At 71.6% G+C, this 18849-nt stretch carries 18 protein-coding genes; 3 read left to right on the forward strand and 15 right to left on the reverse strand.

Going from position 1 to position 18849, the window contains the following annotated elements; genetic code table 11:
• The first annotated feature begins 64 nt into the window (after positions 1-64).
• Entirely contained in the window at positions 65-2131 is a 2067-nt protein-coding gene (locus tag ACTOQ3_RS39360; protein ID WP_440088840.1) for an outer membrane protein assembly factor BamB family protein, read from the forward strand.
• 28 nt (positions 2132-2159) lie between these two features.
• Here the strand turns inward: ACTOQ3_RS39360 and ACTOQ3_RS39365 are convergent, their stop codons facing one another.
• The 7 genes from ACTOQ3_RS39365 to ACTOQ3_RS39395 all read right to left on the reverse strand — a co-directional run bounded on the left by ACTOQ3_RS39365 (position 2160) and on the right by ACTOQ3_RS39395 (position 9444).
• The gene (locus tag ACTOQ3_RS39365) at positions 2160-2936 is read right to left on the reverse strand and encodes an N-acyl homoserine lactonase family protein (protein ID WP_440088842.1); all 777 of its coding nucleotides are present in this window, start codon (positions 2934-2936) and stop codon (positions 2160-2162) included.
• On the reverse strand, positions 2933-4240 hold the full coding sequence (locus ACTOQ3_RS39370) for an MFS transporter (RefSeq protein ID WP_440088844.1): 1308 nt from the start codon (positions 4238-4240) through the stop codon (positions 2933-2935). The genes ACTOQ3_RS39365 and ACTOQ3_RS39370 overlap by 4 nt, the downstream gene beginning before the upstream one ends.
• Before the next feature lie 169 nt (positions 4241-4409).
• Complete coding sequence (locus ACTOQ3_RS39375; protein ID WP_440088845.1) at positions 4410-5090, reverse strand: TetR family transcriptional regulator; 681 nt, start codon at positions 5088-5090, stop codon at positions 4410-4412.
• Positions 5087-6910 carry a TIM barrel protein gene (locus ACTOQ3_RS39380; protein ID WP_440088846.1) on the reverse strand — a complete coding sequence of 608 codons (1824 nt, stop codon included), beginning with the start codon at positions 6908-6910 and terminating at the stop codon, positions 5087-5089. The genes ACTOQ3_RS39375 and ACTOQ3_RS39380 overlap by 4 nt, the downstream gene beginning before the upstream one ends.
• Before the next feature lie 81 nt (positions 6911-6991).
• Positions 6992-7837, reverse strand: coding sequence for a shikimate dehydrogenase (locus ACTOQ3_RS39385; protein ID WP_440088847.1), 846 nt, complete (start codon positions 7835-7837; stop codon positions 6992-6994).
• Positions 7837-8274: a type II 3-dehydroquinate dehydratase gene (gene aroQ, locus ACTOQ3_RS39390; protein WP_440088849.1), complete on the reverse strand. Its 438-nt coding sequence runs from the start codon at positions 8272-8274 to the stop codon at positions 7837-7839. Before aroQ ends, ACTOQ3_RS39385 begins: the two co-directional genes overlap by 1 nt.
• A 192-nt stretch (positions 8275-8466) precedes the next feature.
• Complete coding sequence (locus tag ACTOQ3_RS39395; protein WP_440088851.1) at positions 8467-9444, reverse strand: AraC family transcriptional regulator; 978 nt, start codon at positions 9442-9444, stop codon at positions 8467-8469.
• Between the two features lie 129 nt (positions 9445-9573).
• Here ACTOQ3_RS39395 and ACTOQ3_RS39400 point away from each other — a divergent pair, with 129 nt between their 5' ends.
• Positions 9574-10407 carry an NmrA family NAD(P)-binding protein gene (locus ACTOQ3_RS39400; RefSeq protein ID WP_440088853.1) on the forward strand — a complete coding sequence of 278 codons (834 nt, stop codon included), beginning with the start codon at positions 9574-9576 and terminating at the stop codon, positions 10405-10407.
• A 34-nt stretch (positions 10408-10441) separates the two neighbouring features.
• On the opposite strand, the gene pcaG is transcribed toward ACTOQ3_RS39400, so the two are convergent.
• From pcaG to ACTOQ3_RS39425, 5 genes are all read right to left on the reverse strand, one after another.
• Positions 10442-10966, reverse strand: coding sequence for a protocatechuate 3,4-dioxygenase subunit alpha (gene pcaG / locus ACTOQ3_RS39405; RefSeq protein WP_440088854.1), 525 nt, complete (start codon positions 10964-10966; stop codon positions 10442-10444).
• The gene (pcaH, locus tag ACTOQ3_RS39410) at positions 10963-11733 is read right to left on the reverse strand and encodes a protocatechuate 3,4-dioxygenase subunit beta (RefSeq protein WP_440088856.1); all 771 of its coding nucleotides are present in this window, start codon (positions 11731-11733) and stop codon (positions 10963-10965) included. The genes pcaG and pcaH overlap by 4 nt, the downstream gene beginning before the upstream one ends.
• A 101-nt stretch (positions 11734-11834) precedes the next feature.
• Positions 11835-12464, reverse strand: a complete 630-nt coding sequence (locus tag ACTOQ3_RS39415; protein WP_440088857.1) for a CoA transferase subunit B — start codon at positions 12462-12464, stop codon at positions 11835-11837.
• Complete coding sequence (locus ACTOQ3_RS39420) at positions 12461-13258, reverse strand: CoA transferase subunit A (protein WP_440088858.1); 798 nt, start codon at positions 13256-13258, stop codon at positions 12461-12463. Before ACTOQ3_RS39420 ends, ACTOQ3_RS39415 begins: the two co-directional genes overlap by 4 nt.
• A gap of 169 nt (positions 13259-13427) precedes the next feature.
• Entirely contained in the window at positions 13428-14255 is an 828-nt protein-coding gene (locus ACTOQ3_RS39425; RefSeq protein ID WP_440088859.1) for a class I SAM-dependent methyltransferase, read from the reverse strand.
• Between the two features lie 70 nt (positions 14256-14325).
• On the opposite strand from ACTOQ3_RS39425, the gene ACTOQ3_RS39430 reads away from it, so the two are divergent.
• Complete coding sequence (locus ACTOQ3_RS39430) at positions 14326-14925, forward strand: TetR/AcrR family transcriptional regulator (protein WP_440088861.1); 600 nt, start codon at positions 14326-14328, stop codon at positions 14923-14925.
• A gap of 201 nt (positions 14926-15126) precedes the next feature.
• Here ACTOQ3_RS39430 and yjfF read toward each other — a convergent pair whose 3' ends face one another.
• From yjfF to ACTOQ3_RS39445, 3 genes are read right to left on the reverse strand one after another with little or no spacing between them, the layout of a single operon-like run.
• Positions 15127-16119, reverse strand: a complete 993-nt coding sequence (yjfF, locus tag ACTOQ3_RS39435) for a galactofuranose ABC transporter, permease protein YjfF (protein WP_440088862.1) — start codon at positions 16117-16119, stop codon at positions 15127-15129.
• Positions 16116-17234 (reverse strand): ABC transporter permease, encoded by a 1119-nt coding sequence (locus ACTOQ3_RS39440; protein WP_440088864.1) that lies wholly within the window; start codon positions 17232-17234, stop codon positions 16116-16118. Before ACTOQ3_RS39440 ends, yjfF begins: the two co-directional genes overlap by 4 nt.
• A complete protein-coding gene (locus ACTOQ3_RS39445) occupies positions 17231-18742 on the reverse strand; it encodes a sugar ABC transporter ATP-binding protein (protein WP_440088866.1) in 1512 nt (503 codons plus the stop codon). Before ACTOQ3_RS39445 ends, ACTOQ3_RS39440 begins: the two co-directional genes overlap by 4 nt.
• Between the last annotated feature and the right edge of the window lie 107 nt (positions 18743-18849).

Genomic DNA, 18849 nt, shown 5'->3' on the forward strand with positions numbered 1-18849 from the left:
GATCTATCGTGCGTCCATCACTCGGAACTATCAATCCACCTGGTGGACTAGTGAGAGGATGATCATGATCCGTCGCAGAGAGCTGCTCATGGCCGCCGCCGCTGCCGTGCTCGCCCCGGCAGACCAGGCCACCGCGACCGTCCACCGGCGCGACACCGACTTCCCGAAGATCGGCGGGAACCTGGCGAACCAGAACTACAGCGGGCTGCGCGACCTGCACCGCGGCAACGTCAAACGGTTACGGGCCGCCTGGGTCAACAACATCGAGGGCGGCCTCATGGCGGGCAACAGCCAGAGCACCGCCGTGGCCGTGGACGGCGTGCTCTACATCGAGTCGGCCCTGGGCAATGTCACCGCGGTGGACGGCCGCACCGGCGCCGTCAGATGGAAGTACCCGCAGACCCGCGGGGCGGTCACCCGGCGCGGCGTCGCGGTCGGCGCCGGCCGGGTCTACACCTGCGCCAACGACAACTGGCTCATCGCCCTCGACCAGCGCACCGGCCAGGTGGTCTGGGAGCGGCAGCACAACGGTTACGGCAACCTGGAGAAGGTCGCGGTCACCTACCACGACGGCATGCTGTACTGCGGCACCAACGACGGCCCGCGCGGTGCCGCGCTCGCCTTCGACGCCGGGACCGGCGACCTGGTCTGGCACTTCTGGGGCACTCCAGGCCCCGGCGAGTTCGGCCACGACACCTGGGAGGGCGACTCCTGGCAGACCGGCGGCGCCACCCCGTGGATGCACTGCGCCATCGACCCGGATCTGCGCCTGGTCTACTGGACGTTCGGCAACGCCAGGGGCGCCCGCTCCTCCCAGGACGGCTCGGAGCGCGGCGGCCAGAACCTGTTCGCCAACTCGATCGTGGCGATGGACCTGAAGACCGGCGCCCACCGCTGGCACTTCCAGTCCGTCCACCACGACATCTGGGACATGGACAACGTCATGGCGCCCGTCCTGCTCGACGCGCGCGTCCACGGCCGGACCCGCAAGCTCGTCGTCTACGGCAGCAAGACCGGCATGTACTACATCCTCGACCGGGCCGACGGCTCGGCCCCGCTGGGCATCGACGAGGTGCCCGTGCCCCAGGAGCCCCGGCAGAAGACCTGGCCCACCCAGCCCTTCCCCCGCCAGGGCGGCTGGACCGAGCTCACCCCCGCACGGCAGCCGCTGGGCACCGAGATCCCCGGACTCCCGCACCGCGCCGTCCCGAACTACCGGATCGGCTCCCTGTACACCCCGCACTGGGACGAGCCGATCCTCACCATCCCCGGGCACGGAGGCGGCGCCGACTGGAACCACCAGTCCTACAGCCACAGCACCCGGCTGGTGTACACCGGCTTCGGCTACGTCGCGGCGGCGCACTCGCTGACCGAGCCGTCCAACGGGCTGCGGCCGCCCGGCGAGTACATGACCGGCGGGGTGGTGGCCGTGGACCCGGGCACCAACCGGGTCCGGTGGAAGCGGAACATGCCGTACTCGCTGGCGCACGGCAACGGCATCCTCACCACGGCCTCCGACCTGCTGTTCATCGGACAGCCCGACGGCAACCTGCTCTGCCTGGACGCCCGCGACGGCCGCGAGCTGTGGCGCTGGCAGACCGGCGCCGCCGTCAGCAGCAGCCCGATCTCCTACGAGATCGACGGGGAGCAGTACATCGCCGTCTACGCGGGCGGCACCAGCATCCCCTACGGCGACTCGGCAACCCGGGGCGACCACCTGTGGGCCTTCAGGCTGGGCGGCACCGTGCCCCCCGCGGCCACCCCGCCCGCACCGGTGGTCCGGCGGCCGGTCTCCGGCGGCCCGGTCGACGGGAGCGCCGTGAACGACACCGTCGTGCTCGCCCGCACCTACAACGCCGCCACCGGCCAGGTCGGCGCCACCGAGTCCGCCGCGGTGAACGCGATGGCCCCCACCCACCTGCGGGTACCGGTCGGCACCACGGTCACCTTCGTCAACCCCGCGGACAACGTCAACGTCCACGGCGCCACCCAGTTCTTCGAGGGACTGTTCGACGTCAGGCTCAACCCGGGCGAGTCGTTCCGGTACACCTTCACCCGGCCGGGCGAGTTCTTCTTCAACGACCCCTTCAGCGCCCGCCCCACCGGCAAGATCGAGGTCCTGCCCCGTTGACCGTGCGGGCGGCCGGGTGCCGGCCCGCTCAGCCGGAGATCACCGCGACGTCGGGCCCCAGCTGCGGGAAGCGCTCCAGCACCTCCGGGTCGTGGCCGGCGACCACGAGATGCGGGCCGCCGGCCAGCTGCCCGATCCTGTCGAAGGCGCCGTACATGCCGGTCATGCTGTGCAGGATCGGGAAGGGGCGGTCGTCCTCCAGGTTCTCGTAGAAGTGGGCGGCGTCGGAGGCCAGGACGACGGCGCCGCGCGCGGTGTTGACGCGCACCACCTGCATGCCCGCGGTGTGCCCGCCGACCAGGTGGACGCTCAGGCCGGGCACGACGTCGGCGTCACCGTCCACCAGCGTCACGCGCCCGTCCTCGCGGGCGGCCAGCAGGTGGGCCAGGTCGTCGTCGTTCAGCAGCCGGCGTTCCCTGGTGAGGCGGTCCGCCCAGGGGCCGGTCCAGTAGTCGAGCTCCGCCCGCTGCAGGACGTAGCGGGCGGAGGTGAACTCGCGCGCGGTGCCGGTGTGGTCGTAGTGCAGGTGGGTCAGCACCACGTGGCCGACGGAGTCCGCGGGTACGCCCAGCGCGGCCACGGCCTCCACCGGCGAGGTGCGGTAGTCCAGCCCCTCGACGTCCTGGGCGCGCGTGCGGCCGATGCCGGTGTCGACGACGACGGTGTGCCGCTCGGAGACCGCGAGCCACACGTAGTACGAGGTGGGGTGCGGCTGCCCCGCGCGGGCGTCGTAGCCGTGGAAGTGCTCCCCGCGCCGGGCGTCGCGTACGGCGTAGCGCAGGGCGTGGACGCGGAACTCGTTCATACCTTCAACGGCTCCGCGCGCTTGAGGCCGAGCTGCTCGGTGGGGACCCGGTAGGTCTCCCGGCCGGTCGCCACCGCGGCCACGTTGACGAGGCACAGCACCGCCACGATGACCGACACGCCGAACCAGCTCTCCTTGCCCGTGCCCGCGAGCGCGGTGGCCACCGTCGGCGCGAAGCCGGCGATCGCGAAGCCGAACTGGGTGCCGACCGCCATGCCGGACAGCCGCACCTTGGTGGTGAACATCTCGCCGTAGAAGGAGGGCCAGACCGCGCTGGTGGCGCTGTGCACGACACCGAACATCGCTATGCCCAGCACGAAGATCAGGGCGTAGCTGCCGGTGGAGATCGACCACAGGTAGGCGAACATCAGCACCGCGCAGCCCAGCGACCCGCCGATGAAGACCGGCTTGCGGCCGACCCTGTCCGACAGCATGCCCCACAGCGGGATGGTGATCACCGCCGCGACGTTGGCCAGGACGCCCACCCACAGCATGGGGCCTCGCTCCAGCCCCACGGTGTTGACCGCGTAGGACAGGGCGTGCACGGTGAAGATCGTGCTCACCGAGGCGATGACCGCGGCCACGACCACCCGCAGCACGTCCTTCCAGTGGTCGCGGAAGAGCACGGCCAGCGGGAGTTTGGCGACGGTGTTGCCGGCGACCTCCTGCTCGAACGCGGGCGTCTCCTCCAGGGTGCGCCGGATGATCAGCCCGACCACGGCCACCACGATGCTCAGCCAGAACGGCACCCGCCAGCCCCAGCTCAGCAGCTGCTCCTCGGGCAGCGCGGCGATCGGCAGGAAGACGGCGGTGGCGATGATCTGCCCGGCCTGGGTGCCGTTGAGGGTGAAGCTGGTGTAGAAGGCGCGCCGTCCCTCGGGGGCGTGCTCGAGCGTCATGGAGTTGGCGCCCGCCTGTTCTCCGGAGACGGAGAAGCCCTGCAGCAGGCGCAGAAGCACCAGCAGGATCGGCGCGAGCACGCCGATCTCGTCGTAGGTGGGCAGGCAGCCGACCAGGAACGTCGACACGCCCATCATCACCAGGGTGACGACCAGCACCTTCTTGCGGCCGAACCTGTCACCCACGTGCCCGAGGACGAAGGCGCCCACCGGCCTGGCCAGGTAGCCGACGCCGAAGGTGGCCAGCGCCAGGAGCGTGCCCGTCGCGGGCGAGGAGGCCGGAAAGAAGATCTTGCTGAAGACCAGCGCGGCCGCGGTGCCGTAGATGAAGAAGTCGTAGTACTCCAAGGCACTGCCGATCCAGGCCGCCGCGGCCGCCTTGCGGGGTTTACCCTGCACTGTCACGGGCGCTCCTCACGTTGGGAGATCAGGGGGATGGCGCGATGGCAGGAAACTAACTCACTGGTTCGTACGTTACAAGGGTGTTGCCGATCGGTTACCTGCCGGATCCGTGCTCGCGTTCGTCCGCGGCGGCGCCCGGACGCAGGGTCACGCCGGACGCGGAGTCACACCGTCACGCCGAGGAAGCCGGCGCCGGGCGCCCCTCCCCGCCCTCCCCGCGCAGGTAGCCGACGACCATCTCGCCGACCATCCGGCGCAGCCTGGCCCGGTGCTCGGGCGCGGTCATGTCGCGGCCGAACAGCGCGCCGAACGTGTGCTGGTTGGCCACCCGGAAGAAGCAGAACGAGCTGATCATCATGTGCACGTCGATGGCGTCGGCCTCGGTGACGAAGTCGCCGGACTCCTGGCCCGCGTCGAGGATGCGTCCGATGAGATCGAGCACCGGAGTCGCGAGGCCCGCCAGCGCCTGCGACTTGCGGATGTGCTCGGCCTGGTGGATGTTCTCGATGGCGACGAGCTGGATGAAGTCGCGGTGCGCGTCGTGATGGTCGAAGGTCAGCTCGGCCAGCGTGCGGATCGCCTCGACCGGGGCCAGGTGCTCGACGTCGACCGTGCGCTCGGCCGCGCGGACCTCGGCGTACGCCTTCTCCAGCACCGCGATGTAGAGCCGCTCCTTGCTGCCGTAGTAGTAGTAGATCATGCGCTTGGTGGTGCGCATCCGGGCGGCGATCTCGTCGACCCGCGCACCGGCGTAGCCGTGGCGCGCGAACTCGTGCTGGGCGACCTTGAGGATCTCCGCTTTGGTGCGGTCAGCGTCCCGCTGGCGTTCGGTGGTGGCGGGCTGCGAGGTCATTGGCCCATCTTAGGATGGCCCGCGTGCTGTGCGGCGAGCCGGATCGGGGCGTTGACGGCGCCGTAGCCCCGGTAGCCGCCGACACGCTGGACGATCTCGAAGAAGACTCGTCCCACGGTGACCGTGTACATGTGCAGGAACTCGCCGTGCTCGTCCCGGTCGTACAGCACGCCCAGCCGGCGCAGCTCGGGATCGACGTCATGGCGGTCCTCCAGGTCGTCGTAGTAGTTGCCCGGGATGGGCAGCAACAGTTCCGGATGCTCGGCACGCAGCCTGCGGGCGACGGCCAGCAGGTCGTCGCTGGCCAGGGCGACGTGCTGCCACGGGGTGTCGCCCGCACCGACCTGGGCGATGTTGAGCACCATCCGCACCTGTTCGGCGGCCCCGGCGGCTCCGGCGGCCTCTGTAGCCTCTGTGACCTTGTCCGTGACGCCCGCGCCGGACACCGGTGTCGTGGACATCGCCCGGCTGCGCAGCAGGCCGTAGGGGTCGGGCAGCTCCAGGCTCTCCTGCGGGTGCAGGCCCAGCACGCTGCCGTAGAACAGCGCGGCCTCGTCGAAGTGGTGCCAGGGCTGGGTGAGTGCCACGTGGTCGATGTGGGTGATCTGCCCGGGGACCGCCTCGACGGCCTCGACGGCGCCGGAGTCGCCGAAGTCGCCGAGCCAGGCGGTGTCGCAGAAGAAGAGCGCGGTGCCGTCCGGGGCGGCGATCGCGTCCAGCGAGGCGTCCTGCGGGGCGCGTTCGCGCGGGAGCACCGGCGCCAGCAGCGTCTCGGCGTGTCTGACGGCCCGCGCGGGGTCGGGACTGTCCAGTCCGATGGCGACCAGGGCGGGGTCGGCTCCGGTGGCGTTGAGCAGCATCCGGGCCCCGCCCTGGCTCCACAGCTCGACCGGTTTGCCGGCGTGGGAGCCGGTACGGGTGAAACCGAGCGCGTCCAGCACGCCGCTCAGGGAGCCCGCGTCGGCGAGCTCGGCGAAGGCGAAGCCGGTGGGCACGGCGGGGTGCGCGGCGCCGTGCAAGGTCTGTTCCAGGGCGATGAGCGAGCGCATGCCGTCCCGGGCGGTACGGCCGGTGTCGGCCTGGCGGAAGTGGTCGTTGAACACCTCCAGCGACAGCGGCCCGGCGTATCCGGTGTTCAGCACGTGCTGGACCAGGCCGGCGACGTTCATGGTGCCCTGGCCGGGAAAGCAGCGGTAGTGGCGGCTCCACTGCAGCACGTCCATGGCCAGCATCGGCGCGTCGGCGAGCTGCAGAAAGAAGATCTTCTCACCGGGGATGGCCTCGATGCCGATCGGGTCGGAGCCGCGCGACAGGATGTGGAAGCTGTCCAGGCAGGTGCCCAGGTTGGGGTGGTCGGCCATCCGGACGATCCGCCAGGCGTGCAGGTACTCGTTGACGTGCCGGCCCCAGGCCAGCGCCTCGTAGGCGATCCGGATGCCGTGTTCGGCGGCCCGCTCGGCGAGCCGCCGCAGTTGCTCCGCGGCGAGGGCGTCGTCGCCGATCGTGGCGGGCGAGACGTTCGAGCAGACCAGCAGCAGGTCCGCGCCGAGGCGCTCCATCACCCGGAACTTGCGCTCGGCCCGCTCCAGGTTGGCCGCCAGCGCGGGGGCGGGCACGGCCTCGAAGTCGCGGAACGGCTGGTAGAGGTCGATGCCGAGGCCCAGGTCGGCGGCGCGGGCGCGGATCTCCTCGGGTGGGTGCGGGCAGACGAGCAGGTCGTTCTCGAATATCTCCACACCGTCGAATCCGGCGGTGGCGATCGCGATGAGCTTCTCGGTGAGGATGCCGCTGACGGAGACGGTGGCGATGGACGTGCGCATGGCTCCTTCTCGGGTGATGACCGGGCCGCTCGGGTGAGCGAGGTCTCGGGTGACGACCGGGCCGGTCGGGTGGGCGAGGTCTCAGGTCGCGACCAGGTCGGTCAGGTGAGCGAGCATCCGCTCGCTGTCCGGGGTGCGGCCGGTGAAGAGGCGGAAGGCGTGGGCGGCCTGGAAGACGACCATGCCCCCGCCGTCGAGCGTCCGGCAGCCCAGGGCGCGGGCCTGTTCGAGCAGCTCGGTCTCCAGCGGCCGGTAGACGATGTCGGCCACCCACAACCCGGGGTGGAGCAGCTCGACCGGCAGCGGCAGCCCGGGATGGAGCGCCATGCCGGTGGGGGTGGCGTGCGCCAGGCCGTCGGCGCGGGCGAGCAGCCCGGGCAGGTCGTCCCGGGTGGCGGGGCGGGCCCGTTCCGGCCCGAAGCGGTCGCTCAGCCGGGCGGCCAGCGCCGTCGCCCGCGCGGGGTCGGCGTCCACGACGGTGACCTCGCCGGCGCCCATGGTCAGCAGCGCGTGCGCGATCGCCGCTCCCGCGCCTCCCGCGCCGAGCTGGACGATGCGCCGGGTGGGCGCGTCCGGCAGACCGCGGTCGAACGACTCGGCGAAGCCCGTCCAGTCGGTGTTGTGGCCGACGGCCCGCTCGCCGTCGAAGACGACCGTGTTGACGGCGCCCAGCATGCGGGCGTCCGCCGACAGCTCGTCCAGGTGCGGGATGACGGCCTGCTTGCACGGGTGGGTGATGTTGAGCCCGTCATAGCCGAACCGGCGGGCCGTACGGACCAGCTCCCCCACGTCGTGCCCCAGGCTGTCGGTGTCGAGCAGCCGGTAGACGTACCGCAGCCCGTGGTGGGCGGCCTCGCGCTCGTGCAGCGGAGGGCTGAGCGAGGGGCCGATGCCCGAGCCGATCAACCCGGTCAGGTACGAGGCCATCAGTTCTCCCTCTTCAGCAGGTGCGCCAGGTGAGTCAGCGCGAGGACGTATCCGTGCGCCCCGGCGCCGCAGATCACGGCGTCGGCGGCCTCGGAGACGAACGACGTGTGCCGGTACGGCTCACGCCGGTGGATGTTGGTGAGGTGGACCTCGACGGTGGGCAGGGCGACGGCCGCCAACGCGTCGCGCAGGGCGACGGAGGTGTGCGTGTAGCCGCCCGCGTTGATCACGATCGCGGCCGGGCCCGGCTCGTGGACGGCGTCGATCAGCACGCCCTCGTGGTTGCTCTGCCGGAAGTCCACCTCGAGCCCGAGCGTGGCGCCGGTGCCGTGGCAGCGCGCCCGGATGTCGGCGAGCGTCGCGCCGCCGTACAGGTGCGGCTCGCGGCGGCCGAGAAGGTTGAGGTTGGGCCCGTTGAGGACCAGGACGCTGGGCATCGCCCTCCAATGTACGTACTAGTACGTTAGCTGACTAGACAGGGGCGGGCACGGGGCCGGAGCGGCCACGCGGACAGCGGCGGGGACACCCTTCCCGTTCACGTCTCACCTCATGTACGAACTAGTGAGTTCGTTATAGCGCATGACATCCCGGCTTTCCAGTCGTCCGGCCACCGGCCGGCCGTGCTGGTGTTACGCCCGGGCACCGCTCCGGATCGCGGTCCGGCCCTGCCGCCGGTATCTGCCCGGCGCGGTGCCGTACTCCCGTTTGAAGGCGTTGGCGAAGGCGAACTCCGAGGTGTAGCCGATCCGGGTGGCGACCTCGCCGAGCGAGGCGTCGGACTCGCGGAGCAGCCGGGCGGCGGTGGTCATCCGCCACCAGGTCAGATACGTGAGGGGCGGCCGGCCGACCAGGGTGGTGAAGCGCCGGGAGAAGGCCGCCCTGGACAGTCCCGCCCGGGTGCCGAGCGTCTCGACCGTCCACGGGAGCGCGGGGTCACGGTGCAGGGCGTGCAGCGCGGCGCCGATCGCCGGGTCGGCCAGGGCCGCCGCCCAGCCGGTGGCCGTACCGCGTGCGGACTGCTCGTCGAACCAGGCCCGCAGGATGTAGAGCAGCAGCATGTCGAGCAGGGCGGGCACGATGGTGTCCACGCCGAGGCGGGGAGCGTCGAGCTCGCCGCCGAGGAGGTCGACGGCGGCGCGCAGCTCGGGGCGGTGCCCGAGACGGGCGGGCAGATGGACGATCTCCGGCAGGTCGCCGAGGAGCGGGTGCGCCCGGCCGGGATCGAGCCGGTATCCACCGCAGAGGGTCACGGTGACCGCCTGCGAGCCGTCGCGCCCGGCCTCTCCCACGGTCGCGGAGGCGTAGCGGTCCTCGAACCGGGAGTCGTTCAGCGGGTCGCAGGCGGGCTCGGTCAGCGGGGTGGCGGGGCTGTCGGCGAGCGCGTAGCCACCTCCGTGCGGCAGGAACACCACGTCGCCGACGTTCAGCGTGATGGGGTCGCCACCGTCCGGGGGGACCAGCCGGCACGACCCCTGCAGGACCACCTGGAAACCGGCGGAGCCGCGCACGGCGGGGAAACGCTGCCCCCAGGGGGCGTACCACCGGACGCGTGCCGAGCGGGGATCCCCCGCGCGTATCGCGGCGATCACGTCGCTGAGCACGTCCATCGGGAAAGTCTATCCAGGCTGTTCCTCCGAAGACGTACACGTATGAAGACAAGATTCACACGCATTGGCTGTCTCTGCACGGGCTCATACGGTTGACGCACAGTGTGATCAACCGTGAGAGGAGTCTTCATGGCAGGTCGGCGCAGGATCCTGGTGATCGGGGCGACCGGCACGATCGGCCGGCAGGTCGTGGCCCGGTCGCTGGAGGCCGGCGCCGAGGTGCGCGCGGCGGCCCGCGATCCCGAGACGGCCGGCCTTCCCGACGATGCCGAGGTCGTGCGCGCCGACCTGGCCGATCCGGACAGCCTGCGCGCGCCCCTGGACGGGGTCGAGGCCGTGTTCCTCCTCTGGCCGTTCGCCACGGCCGAGGGGATGCCCGCGGTCCTGGACGCGGTCGCCGCGCGTGCCCGCCGCGTCGTCTACCTCTCCTCGGCGGCCGTACGCGACCACGAGCGGCGGATCGAGCGGATGATCGAGCGATCCGGGCTGGAACGGACGTTCCTGCGACCGCACGCCTTCGCGGCCAACGCCCTTCGGTGGGCCGGGCGGATCCGCGCCGAGGCGGTCGTGCGCGAGCCGTACGGCGCGGCCGCCATGCCCCCGCTGCACGAGCGGGACCTCGCGGCGGTCGCGGTGCGCGCGCTCACCGGCGACGGGCACGACGGCGCGGCCTACGAGCTGACCGGGCCCGAGACACTGACCCAGGCCGAGCAGGCGGGCGTCATCGGCGAGGTGATCGGCCGCCCGGTGCGCTGGGAGGAGACCTCGCCGCGGACCGCGCGGCGGCGGATGCTCGACCTCGGCTGGCCCCCCGAGGCCGTGGACGGCGTCCTGCGGGCCCAGGCCGAGATGGTGACCGAGCCGGTGGCGGCCACCACCACGGTGGAGGAGGTCACCGGGGTCCCGGCACGCACGTTCCGCGCCTGGGTGACCGACCACGCGGACCGGTTCCGCGCCCCGTGAAGGCCGCACGCCTCCACGAGATGGCGGCCCGGAGTCAGCCGAAGTCGAAGAAGATCGTCTCCTTCTCACCCTGCAGGTGGATGTCGAAGCGGTAGCGGTCCTCCCCCTCCCGCGCGGCCAGCAGCGTGCGCGCGCGCTCGGGCGGCAGCGAGTCGAGGAAGGCGTCGTGGGCGAGGTAGACGCGGGTGTAGAGATGGTGCAACAGGCCGCGGGCGAACACGCACACGCTGATGTAGCCGTTGCCGGGCACGAGCGTGCGCAGCGTCCAGCGGCCGTCGGCGTCGGTGGGCACCCGGCCGAAGCCGGTGAAGTCGACACCGTGCCTGCCGATGACCGCGCCGGTCACCGGGTCGCGGCGCAGCGTGCCCGGCGCGCCGGTGAGGTCGCCGGACGGGGCGGCCTGCCAGAACTCCAGCAGCGCGTCCGGCACCGGAGCGCCCGCGCCGTCGTAGACGTACCCGTGCACGGTGATCCCGCCGGTCGCGATGTCACCGCCGCCGGGAAACGGGAGCGCGTAGCCGTAGAAGGGGCCGACGGTCTGCGAGGGGGTGGGGTTCACCGGCCCTCCTCCGTCCAGGTGGCGGCGGGGCCGTCCAGGACGATGTCCCACCGGTAGCCGAGGGACCACTCGGGGACGGACAGGTCGTGCTCGTAGGCGGCGACCAGGCGCTGCCGGGCTCGCTCGTCGGTGACGGAGTTGAAGATGGGGTCGTGGGCGAACAGCGGGTCGTTCGGGAAGTACATCTGGGTGACCAGGCGCTGGGTGAAGGCGGTGCCGAAGACCGAGAAGTGGATGTGCGCGGGGCGCCAGGCGTTGGTGTGGTTGCGCCACGGGTAGGCGCCGGGCTTGATCGTGGTGAAGGCGTAGCCGCCGTCGTCGCCGGTGAGGCAGCGACCGACGCCGGTGAAGTTGGGGTCGAGCGGGGCCGGGTGGTCGTCGCGCTGGTGCGGGTAGCGGCCGGAGGCGTTGGCCTGCCATATCTCCACGAGCTGGCCGCGCACCGGGCGGCCGTCCCTGTCGAGGACGCGGCCGTGCACGGTGATGCGCTCGCCCAGCGGCTCGGCGAGGTGCTGTCTGGTCAGGTCGGCGTCGAGCGCGGTGACGTCGGTGACACCGAAGACCGGCCCGGCCAGCTCGGCCGCGTCCGGGTCCTTGAGCGCGATCAGCGGTTGTTTCGGGTGGCGGAGCACGGTGCTGCGGTAGGGGCCGTAGTCGCGGGACGGGTGGTGCGCCTCCCGGCCGTCACCGGCGTTCCGGAGCTCGCGGAGCTCGCGGAGCTCGGCGATCTCGCGGTCGATGTCGGCCTGCGTGAGGGGTGTGGACATGAACTCCTACCTTTCGGGAACGACGGCCGGGCCCTGACCGGCGCCGACGCGAGGGGAGGCGAGACCGGAGCGGGCCGTCCCGGCCACGGCGGAGACGCTCCTCACGCCCTCACCTCCGCGTCCGTACGATCGCGCAGCTCCGCCAGGCTCACCCCGGGGGCGGTCTCCACCAGCGCCAGCCCCTCCCCCGTGACGTCGAGGACGCCGAGGTCGGTGATGATCCGGTGGACGCACCCCTTCCCCGTGAGGGGCAGCGAGCACTCCTCGACGATCTTCGGCGAACCGTCCCTGGCGACGTGATCCATGATCACGATGACCCTGCGGGCGCCGTGGACCAGGTCCATCGCGCCGCCCATGCCCTTGACGAGCCTGCCGGGGACCATCCAGTTGGCCAGGTCGCCACGGGCCGAGACCTGCATCGCGCCCAGCACCGCCACGTCGATGTGACCACCGCGGATCATGCCGAACGACAGCGAGGAGTCGAAGAACGACGCGCCGGGAAGCACGGTCACGGTCTCCTTGCCCGCGTTGATCAGGTCGGGGTCGACCGCGTCCGGCGCGGGGTAGGGGCCGACGCCGAGGATGCCGTTCTCCGAGTGCAGGATCACGTCCGTGCCCGCCGGCAGGAAGGAGGGGATGCGGGTGGGCAGGCCGATGCCGAGGTTGACGTGGTCACCGTCGCGCAGCTCGGCCGCCGCGCGCGCGACCATCCGGTCACGGCTCCAGCTCATGAGGTGGTCCCCCCTCGCTCCGCGGGCACGGAGGTGGTACGCCGCTCGACGGCCTTGTCGGCGGCCTGCTCCGGGGTGAGCGGCACGACGCGCTGGACGAACACCCCGGGCAGGTGGATCTCGTCGGGGTCGAGCTCGGTCAGCTCCTCGACCTCGGCGATCGTGACCCGCCCGGCCATCGCGGCCAGCGGGTTGAAGTTCCTGGCGGCCTTGCCGAACACGAGGTTGCCGTGCCGGTCTCCCCTGGCCGCCCGCACCAGCGCGAAGTCGGTGGTGATGCCGCGCTCCAGCACGTAGGCCCGGCCGTCGAACTCGCGCACCTCCTTGGGCGGCGAGGCGAGCACCACCGAGCCGTCCGGGCCGTGCCGCAGCGGCAGCCCGCCGTCGGCGACCGGCGTGCCGACCCCGGCCGGGGTGTAGAAGGCGGGGATGCCGCAACCGCCCGCGCGCAGCCGCTCGGCCAGGCTGCCCTGCGGGGTGAGCTCCACCTCCAGCTCCCCCGTCAGGTACTGCCGGGCGAACTCCTTGTTGTCGCCGATGTAGGAGGCGGTCACCCGGCTGATCCGGCCCGCCTCCAGCAGGACGCCCAGGCCGCCGCCGTCCACGCCGCAGTTGTTCGACACCACGCCGATCCCGCGCACCCCCGTGTCGTACAGGGCCTGGATCAGCACGTTCGGGATGCCGCTCAGGCCGAACCCGCCCACCGCGAACGACGCGCCGTCGCGCACGTCCGCCAGGGCCTCCGCGGCCGTGGCGATCACCTTGTCTCCGCGCACGGCACTCCGTTCGGCCATGTTCGCTGTGCGAACTTTAGTTCATTATCGCGCACTTGAGTATGTGTACCGGCGACCGTCCTGTCAAAGCGCCCTCGTCGGCGCGGGGAGGAACCGGCCCGCGTTACGGGAGGGACGGCGCTCCCTTTTGGAAGGCGGGCTGGCCGCCGTGCCGCGCACGCCGGCCGCGTCAGGCCGCGCCGGTGCGCGCGGCGGTGACGACCACCGTGGTGTAGGGCATCGTGAAGCCGCCCCCCATCGCGTCGACGGCGGCGCCGGCTCCCTCCAGCACCTCCGCCAGCCTGTCCTGCGGGAGCCGGGTGAGAGCTCCGGAGGTGGGCAGCTGGTCCAGCCACGCGTCCCGGGTGTAGAAACACTCCCAGTCGAACCGCCACTGCTCCGGGTCGCCGAACCCGCCCACCTCCCGGATCCCGTCGGCGGCCCTGGCGAACAGCGCCTGGTATCCCTCCAGGGCGTTTCCCGCCCCCTGGAAAACGAACGGCGAGTCGGGCACCACCCGCCGGTAGACAGCGGCGAAGGCCTCCACCAAGCCCGGCGGAAGCTGGAACACGTGCCAGAACGCCGCCAGCCGCCCGCCGGGCCGCAGCACCCGCGCCGCCTTGGCGGCTCCCGCCACCGGGTCCACCCAGTGCCAGGCCGTCCCGGCGACGACCGCGTCGAACATCCGGCCGGCGGGGTCCCAGGCCTCGAACGTCGCCACCTCGACCTCGACCCCGCCGCGCCGCGCGAAGTCGGCCATCCGCGCGTCGGGCTCGACGCCGAGGACCTCGCAGCCGGCCGCCTGGAACTGCCGGGCCTCTATGCCGGTGCCGCAGCCGACGTCGAGGACGCCGGGCCCGGGGCAGGCGGCGACGATCCGGTCCACCATGGCGTCGGGATAGCGGGGCCGGGTGCGGTCGTAGCGTTCGGCGTCCGAGCCGAACGACTCCGCCACCTGCCGGTGTCGATGAAGGTCGTTCCCAGGAAGCGGCGCTCCGGCCGGCGGTATAGTGGGCATGCGCCCACGCTAGTGGGCACATGCCCACTCGTCAACGGGCGGGCTCCTCGACCGGGAAGAGGGATGCACGGTGCCGACGGGGGTGGCCATGCGCGACGCGCGCGAGCAGCTGTTCGACGCCGCCGAGCGCGTCCTGCTCAGGGACGGGCCGAACGCGCTGACCAGCCGGGCGGTCACCACGGAGGCCGACTGCGCCAAGGGGGTCCTGCACCGGCACTTCGCCGACTTCGACGCCTTCCTCGCCGAGCTCGTGCTGGACCGCGCCGCCCGGATCGGCCCTCAGGCCGCCGCCCTGTACGACTCCGCCGGGACCGGCACCGTCGCCGGCAACCTCACCGGCGCGCTGACGGAGCTGTTCGAGACGGTCGCCGTGGCGATCGTCGGCCTCGTCATCTCCCGGGACGACCTGCGCGCCCGGCTGCGCCGGGCCGGGTCCACCGGCGTCCCGGTCCTGGCGGAGGCCGGGGCCATGCTCGCCTCCTACCTCACCGCCGAGTGCGAGATGGGCCGCATCGCGGCGGACGCCGACACCGACACGCTCGCGTTCACGCTGGTCGGGGCCGGGCACCTGCTGTACGCCGGCGCGGGGGGCGTCCCGCCCGAGGCCGGAGCCGTCCACCGGATCGTGACCACGGTCATCGCCGACGTGGTGCAAAGACGGCTGCTGTGAGCCGCCCGCCCGCGCCGGCGATCCGCTGGGAGCGCGGCGCGGCTCACCGCCTCGCGAAGTGACGCCGGACGCGCGGCCGGCCGTCGTGGTCGAGGGCGGACGGGGACGTGGACGTGGACGTTCTGGCGTACCGCGGACAAGGCGGTCACAGCCGTGAGACGTGAGCCGGAGGGACCGGCCGCCGGGCGGCCGGTCCCCGCCTCAGGTCCGCCGGACGCCGATGAGCCGCTGCAGCAGGATGAAGGCGAACAGCAGCAGGCCAATGAAGATCTTGGTCCACCAGGAGCTGAGGGTTCCCTCGAAGCTGATGATCGTCTGGGTCAGGCCGAGCACGAGGATGCCCAGCACGGTGCCGAAGAGATAGCCCGAGCCGCCGGTGAGCAGCGTGCCTCCGATGACCACCGCCGCGATGGCGTCCAGTTCCATGCCGACGGCGTGCAGGCCGTATCCGGACAGCATGTAGAAGGACAGCAGGATCCCGCCGAGCGCGGAGCACAGCCCGCTGATCGTGTAGACGGCGATCTTCGTCCGCCCCACCGGAAGACCCATGAGCAGCGCGGACTGCTCACTGCCGCCGACGGCGTAGACCGTGCGCCCCAGACGCGTGTGGTGCAGCACGTACGCGGCCACCAGCACCACGATCGCGGCGATCACCACGCTCGGCGAGATCCACATCTCGCCGCCCAGGTCGATCCTGGTCTGCGCGAAGGCGGTGAAGATGCCGTCGGTGATCGGGATCGAGTCGGTGCCGATCGTGTAGCACAGCCCGCGGGCCAGGAACATCCCGGCGAGGGTCGCGATGAAGGGCTGGACCTGGAAGTAGTGGATGATCGCCCCCATCCCGAATCCCAGCGTCGCGCCGATGGCCAGCACCAGCACGATCACCACCGGCGCCGGCCAGCCCTGGTTCGTGACGAGGCTGGCCGTGACCATCGTGGACAGCGCCACCACCGCGCCCACCGACAGGTCGATGCCGCCGGCGAGGATCACGAACGTCATGCCGACGCCGACGACGAGCAGGAACGCGTTGTCGACGAAGACGTTGAGGATCACCTGCCCGCTGGCGAACCCCTCGTACCGGATGCCGCCGGCCACGAACATCGCGATGAGCAGGCCCGCGGTCACCGCGACCGGGACGTACCTGCGGGGGATCGCGAGCCGCCCGGCCGGGCCGGCCAGGATGGTGTCCGTCATCTGTTCCTCACCGTCTCTTCCCGTACCTGCTCGCCGGTGGCCGTGCCCGTGAGGGGGCGGCCGGGACCGTCCCCCGAAGCGGGAGGCGGCGGAGCGGGATCCCGCTCCCACTGGAACACCTTCCGCCGGAAGGCCGGCGACTGCAGCAGGCACACGATCGTCACCACGAGCGCCTTGAACAGCAGCGTCGTCTCCGGCGGCACGCCGATCGAGTAGATCGTGGTGGTCAGGGTCTGAATGATCAACGCTCCCAGCACGGTGCCGCCGAGGGAGAACCGGCCGCCCGCCAGCGAGGTGCCGCCGATGACGACGGCCAGGATGGCGTCCAGCTCGATCCACAGGCCGGCGTTGTTGCCGTCCGCGCTGGACACGTTGGAACTGATCATCAGTCCCGCGATGCCCGCGCACAGCCCGCAGAAGGTGTACGTCACGATCAGCACGCCCCGGGAGCGGATCCCGGACAGCCTGCTGGCCTCGGCGTTGCCGCCGACGGCCTCGATGAACATGCCCAGGGCCAGCCTCCGGGTGAGGAAGGCGGTCAGCGCCGTCAGCGCGATCACGATGAGGATGCCGAACGGCAGCGTGAGCCAGTAGCCACCGCCGACCAGCTTGTACGGGGCACTGTTGACCGTGATGATCTGCCCGTCGGTGATCAGCTGGGCCAGGCCCCGTCCCGCGACCATGAGGATCAGCGTCGCGATGATCGGCTGGATGCCCACGGCGGCCACCAGGAACCCGTTCCAGGCTCCGAGCGCGAGCGCCACCACCAGCGTGACGCCGATCGCCGACAGCACGCCGGCGACGGAGTTCTGGTCGGCCAGGCCGCTGATCTGCATGCAGGCCAGTGCCCCGCCGATCGCCACCACCGAGCCGACCGACAGGTCGATGCCGCCGGTGGCGATGACCAGCGTCATGCCCAGCGCGACCAGGATCAGCGGCGCCCCGAAGCGGAGGATGTCGATGAGGCTGCCGTAGAGGTGCCCGTCCCTCATCTGCACGTGCAGGAAGTTGTCGGTGAACACCACGTTGAGCGCCAGCAGCGCGACCAGGATCACGCCGGGCCAGAGCAGCCGGTGCCGGGCCAGGGCGCCGACGCGGTTTTGTACAGAACTCATGCCGGCGCTCCGCTCGCGATCTTCTGCATCAGGATGTCGGTGGTGAGCGCGTCGTCGTTGTCGAGCTGGGCGACCAGCGCGCGGTCGCGCAGCACCCCGACCCGGTGACTGAGCCGCAGGACCTCCTCCAGCTCGGCGGAGATGAACAGCACGGCCATGCCTCCGTCGGACAGTTCGGCGACCAGCCGCTGGATCTCCGCCTTCGCGCCGACGTCGATCCCCCGGGTGGGCTCGTCGAGGATGAGCAGCCGGGGCTCCATGATCAGCCAGCGGGCCAGCAGCACCTTCTGCTGGTTGCCGCCGCTGAGGGTGCGGACCGGCTGCTCGGGGTCACCCGGCCGGATGTTCAGGGTGGCGATGTACTTGGCGACCAGCTCGTCCTGCTTGCGCCGGGACAGCGGCCTGCTCCAGCCGCGCGAGGCCTGCAGCGCGAGGACGATGTTCTCCCGCACCGTGAGCTCGTCGACGAGCCCTTCCGCCCGCCGGTTCTCCGAGCAGAAGGCGATCTTCCGGTTCATCGCCGCCCGCGGTGTGCGCAGCGCGATCTGCTTGCCGCCGACCTCCAGCGAGCCGCTGTCGGCGTGGTCGGCGCCGAACAGCAGCCGCGCCAGCTCGGTGCGGCCCGAGCCGAGCAGGCCGGCCAGCCCGACGACCTCGCCCTGCCTGATGGTCAGGGTGAAGGGGGCGATGGCGCCCGCCCGCCCGAGGTCGCGAGCCTCCACCAGCGGCTCCGCGACCCGGGCGGGCGGCTTCTCGTCGAGTTTCTCCAGGTCGGCCAGCTCCCGCCCGATCATCTTGGCGACCAGGTCGACCTGGGAGAGCTCGCGGGTGAGGTACTCCCCCACGAGCTTCCCGTCGCGCAGGATCGTCATGCGGTCCGACACCTCGTAGATCTGGTCGAGGAAGTGCGAGACGAACAGGATGGCGATGCCCTGCTCCTTCAGCCGGCGCATCACCCGGAACAGCTGGGCCACCTCGCCGGCGTCGAGGCTGGAGGTCGGCTCGTCGAGGATCAGCACCTTGGCGTCGATGTCGATCGCCCTGGCGATCGCGACCATCTGCTGCACGGCCAGCGAGTACGACGCCAGCGGCGCCGACACGTCGACGCGCAGGTCCAGGCGGCCCATCAGTTCCTTGGCCCGCCGGCGCATCTCCTTCCACCGGATGCGGCCGAACCTGCGCGGTTCCCGGCCCACGAAGATGTTCTCCGCGACCGAGAGGTTCCCGCACAGGTTGACCTCCTGGTAGACCGTGCTGATACCGGCCTGCTGGGCGGCTGACGGGCTGGAGAAGGCGACCGGCTTCCCTGCCAGCTCGATCTCGCCCTCGTCGACGCCGTACACGCCGGTGAGGACTTTGATCAGCGTCGACTTCCCCGCGCCGTTCTCTCCCATCAGCGCGTGCACCTCGCCCGGCAGCAGCCGGAAGCCGACGTCGTCCAGGGCCTTGACGCCGGGGAATCGTTTGCCGATCCCGCTCATCCGTACGATCGGTGCCGGCGCGTCCATGCCGCGCTCCTTTCTTCTTTCCGGGGTGGGCGGCTCAGTACTGGCGGGTGGGCAGGGCTTCCTTGGCCTGCTCCTGGGTGAAGGTGGTCTCCTCGGTCACCACCCGA

Source organism: Streptosporangium sp. LJ11 (assembly GCF_051918945.1).
GTDB lineage: Bacteria > Actinomycetota > Actinomycetes > Streptosporangiales > Streptosporangiaceae > Streptosporangium.

What these genes read in the sequence shown, in the direction of transcription:
- ACTOQ3_RS39360 (WP_440088840.1), top strand. Translation starts at nt 65, where the DNA reads ATGATCCGTCGCAGAGAGCTGCTCATGGCCGCCGCCGCTGCCGTGCTC.
- ACTOQ3_RS39365 (WP_440088842.1), bottom strand. Translation starts at nt 2,936, where the DNA reads ATGAACGAGTTCCGCGTCCACGCCCTGCGCTACGCCGTACGCGACGCC.
- ACTOQ3_RS39375 (WP_440088845.1), bottom strand. Translation starts at nt 5,090, where the DNA reads ATGACCTCGCAGCCCGCCACCACCGAACGCCAGCGGGACGCTGACCGC.
- ACTOQ3_RS39380 (WP_440088846.1), bottom strand. Translation starts at nt 6,910, where the DNA reads ATGCGCACGTCCATCGCCACCGTCTCCGTCAGCGGCATCCTCACCGAG.
- ACTOQ3_RS39385 (WP_440088847.1), bottom strand. Translation starts at nt 7,837, where the DNA reads ATGGCCTCGTACCTGACCGGGTTGATCGGCTCGGGCATCGGCCCCTCG.
- aroQ (WP_440088849.1), bottom strand. Translation starts at nt 8,274, where the DNA reads ATGCCCAGCGTCCTGGTCCTCAACGGGCCCAACCTCAACCTTCTCGGC.
- ACTOQ3_RS39395 (WP_440088851.1), bottom strand. Translation starts at nt 9,444, where the DNA reads ATGGACGTGCTCAGCGACGTGATCGCCGCGATACGCGCGGGGGATCCC.
- ACTOQ3_RS39400 (WP_440088853.1), top strand. Translation starts at nt 9,574, where the DNA reads ATGGCAGGTCGGCGCAGGATCCTGGTGATCGGGGCGACCGGCACGATC.
- pcaH (WP_440088856.1), bottom strand. Translation starts at nt 11,733, where the DNA reads ATGTCCACACCCCTCACGCAGGCCGACATCGACCGCGAGATCGCCGAG.
- ACTOQ3_RS39415 (WP_440088857.1), bottom strand. Translation starts at nt 12,464, where the DNA reads ATGAGCTGGAGCCGTGACCGGATGGTCGCGCGCGCGGCGGCCGAGCTG.
- ACTOQ3_RS39420 (WP_440088858.1), bottom strand. Translation starts at nt 13,258, where the DNA reads ATGGCCGAACGGAGTGCCGTGCGCGGAGACAAGGTGATCGCCACGGCC.
- ACTOQ3_RS39425 (WP_440088859.1), bottom strand. Translation starts at nt 14,255, where the DNA reads ATGCCCACTATACCGCCGGCCGGAGCGCCGCTTCCTGGGAACGACCTT.
- yjfF (WP_440088862.1), bottom strand. Translation starts at nt 16,119, where the DNA reads ATGACGGACACCATCCTGGCCGGCCCGGCCGGGCGGCTCGCGATCCCC.
- ACTOQ3_RS39440 (WP_440088864.1), bottom strand. Translation starts at nt 17,234, where the DNA reads ATGAGTTCTGTACAAAACCGCGTCGGCGCCCTGGCCCGGCACCGGCTG.
- ACTOQ3_RS39445 (WP_440088866.1), bottom strand. Translation starts at nt 18,742, where the DNA reads ATGGACGCGCCGGCACCGATCGTACGGATGAGCGGGATCGGCAAACGA.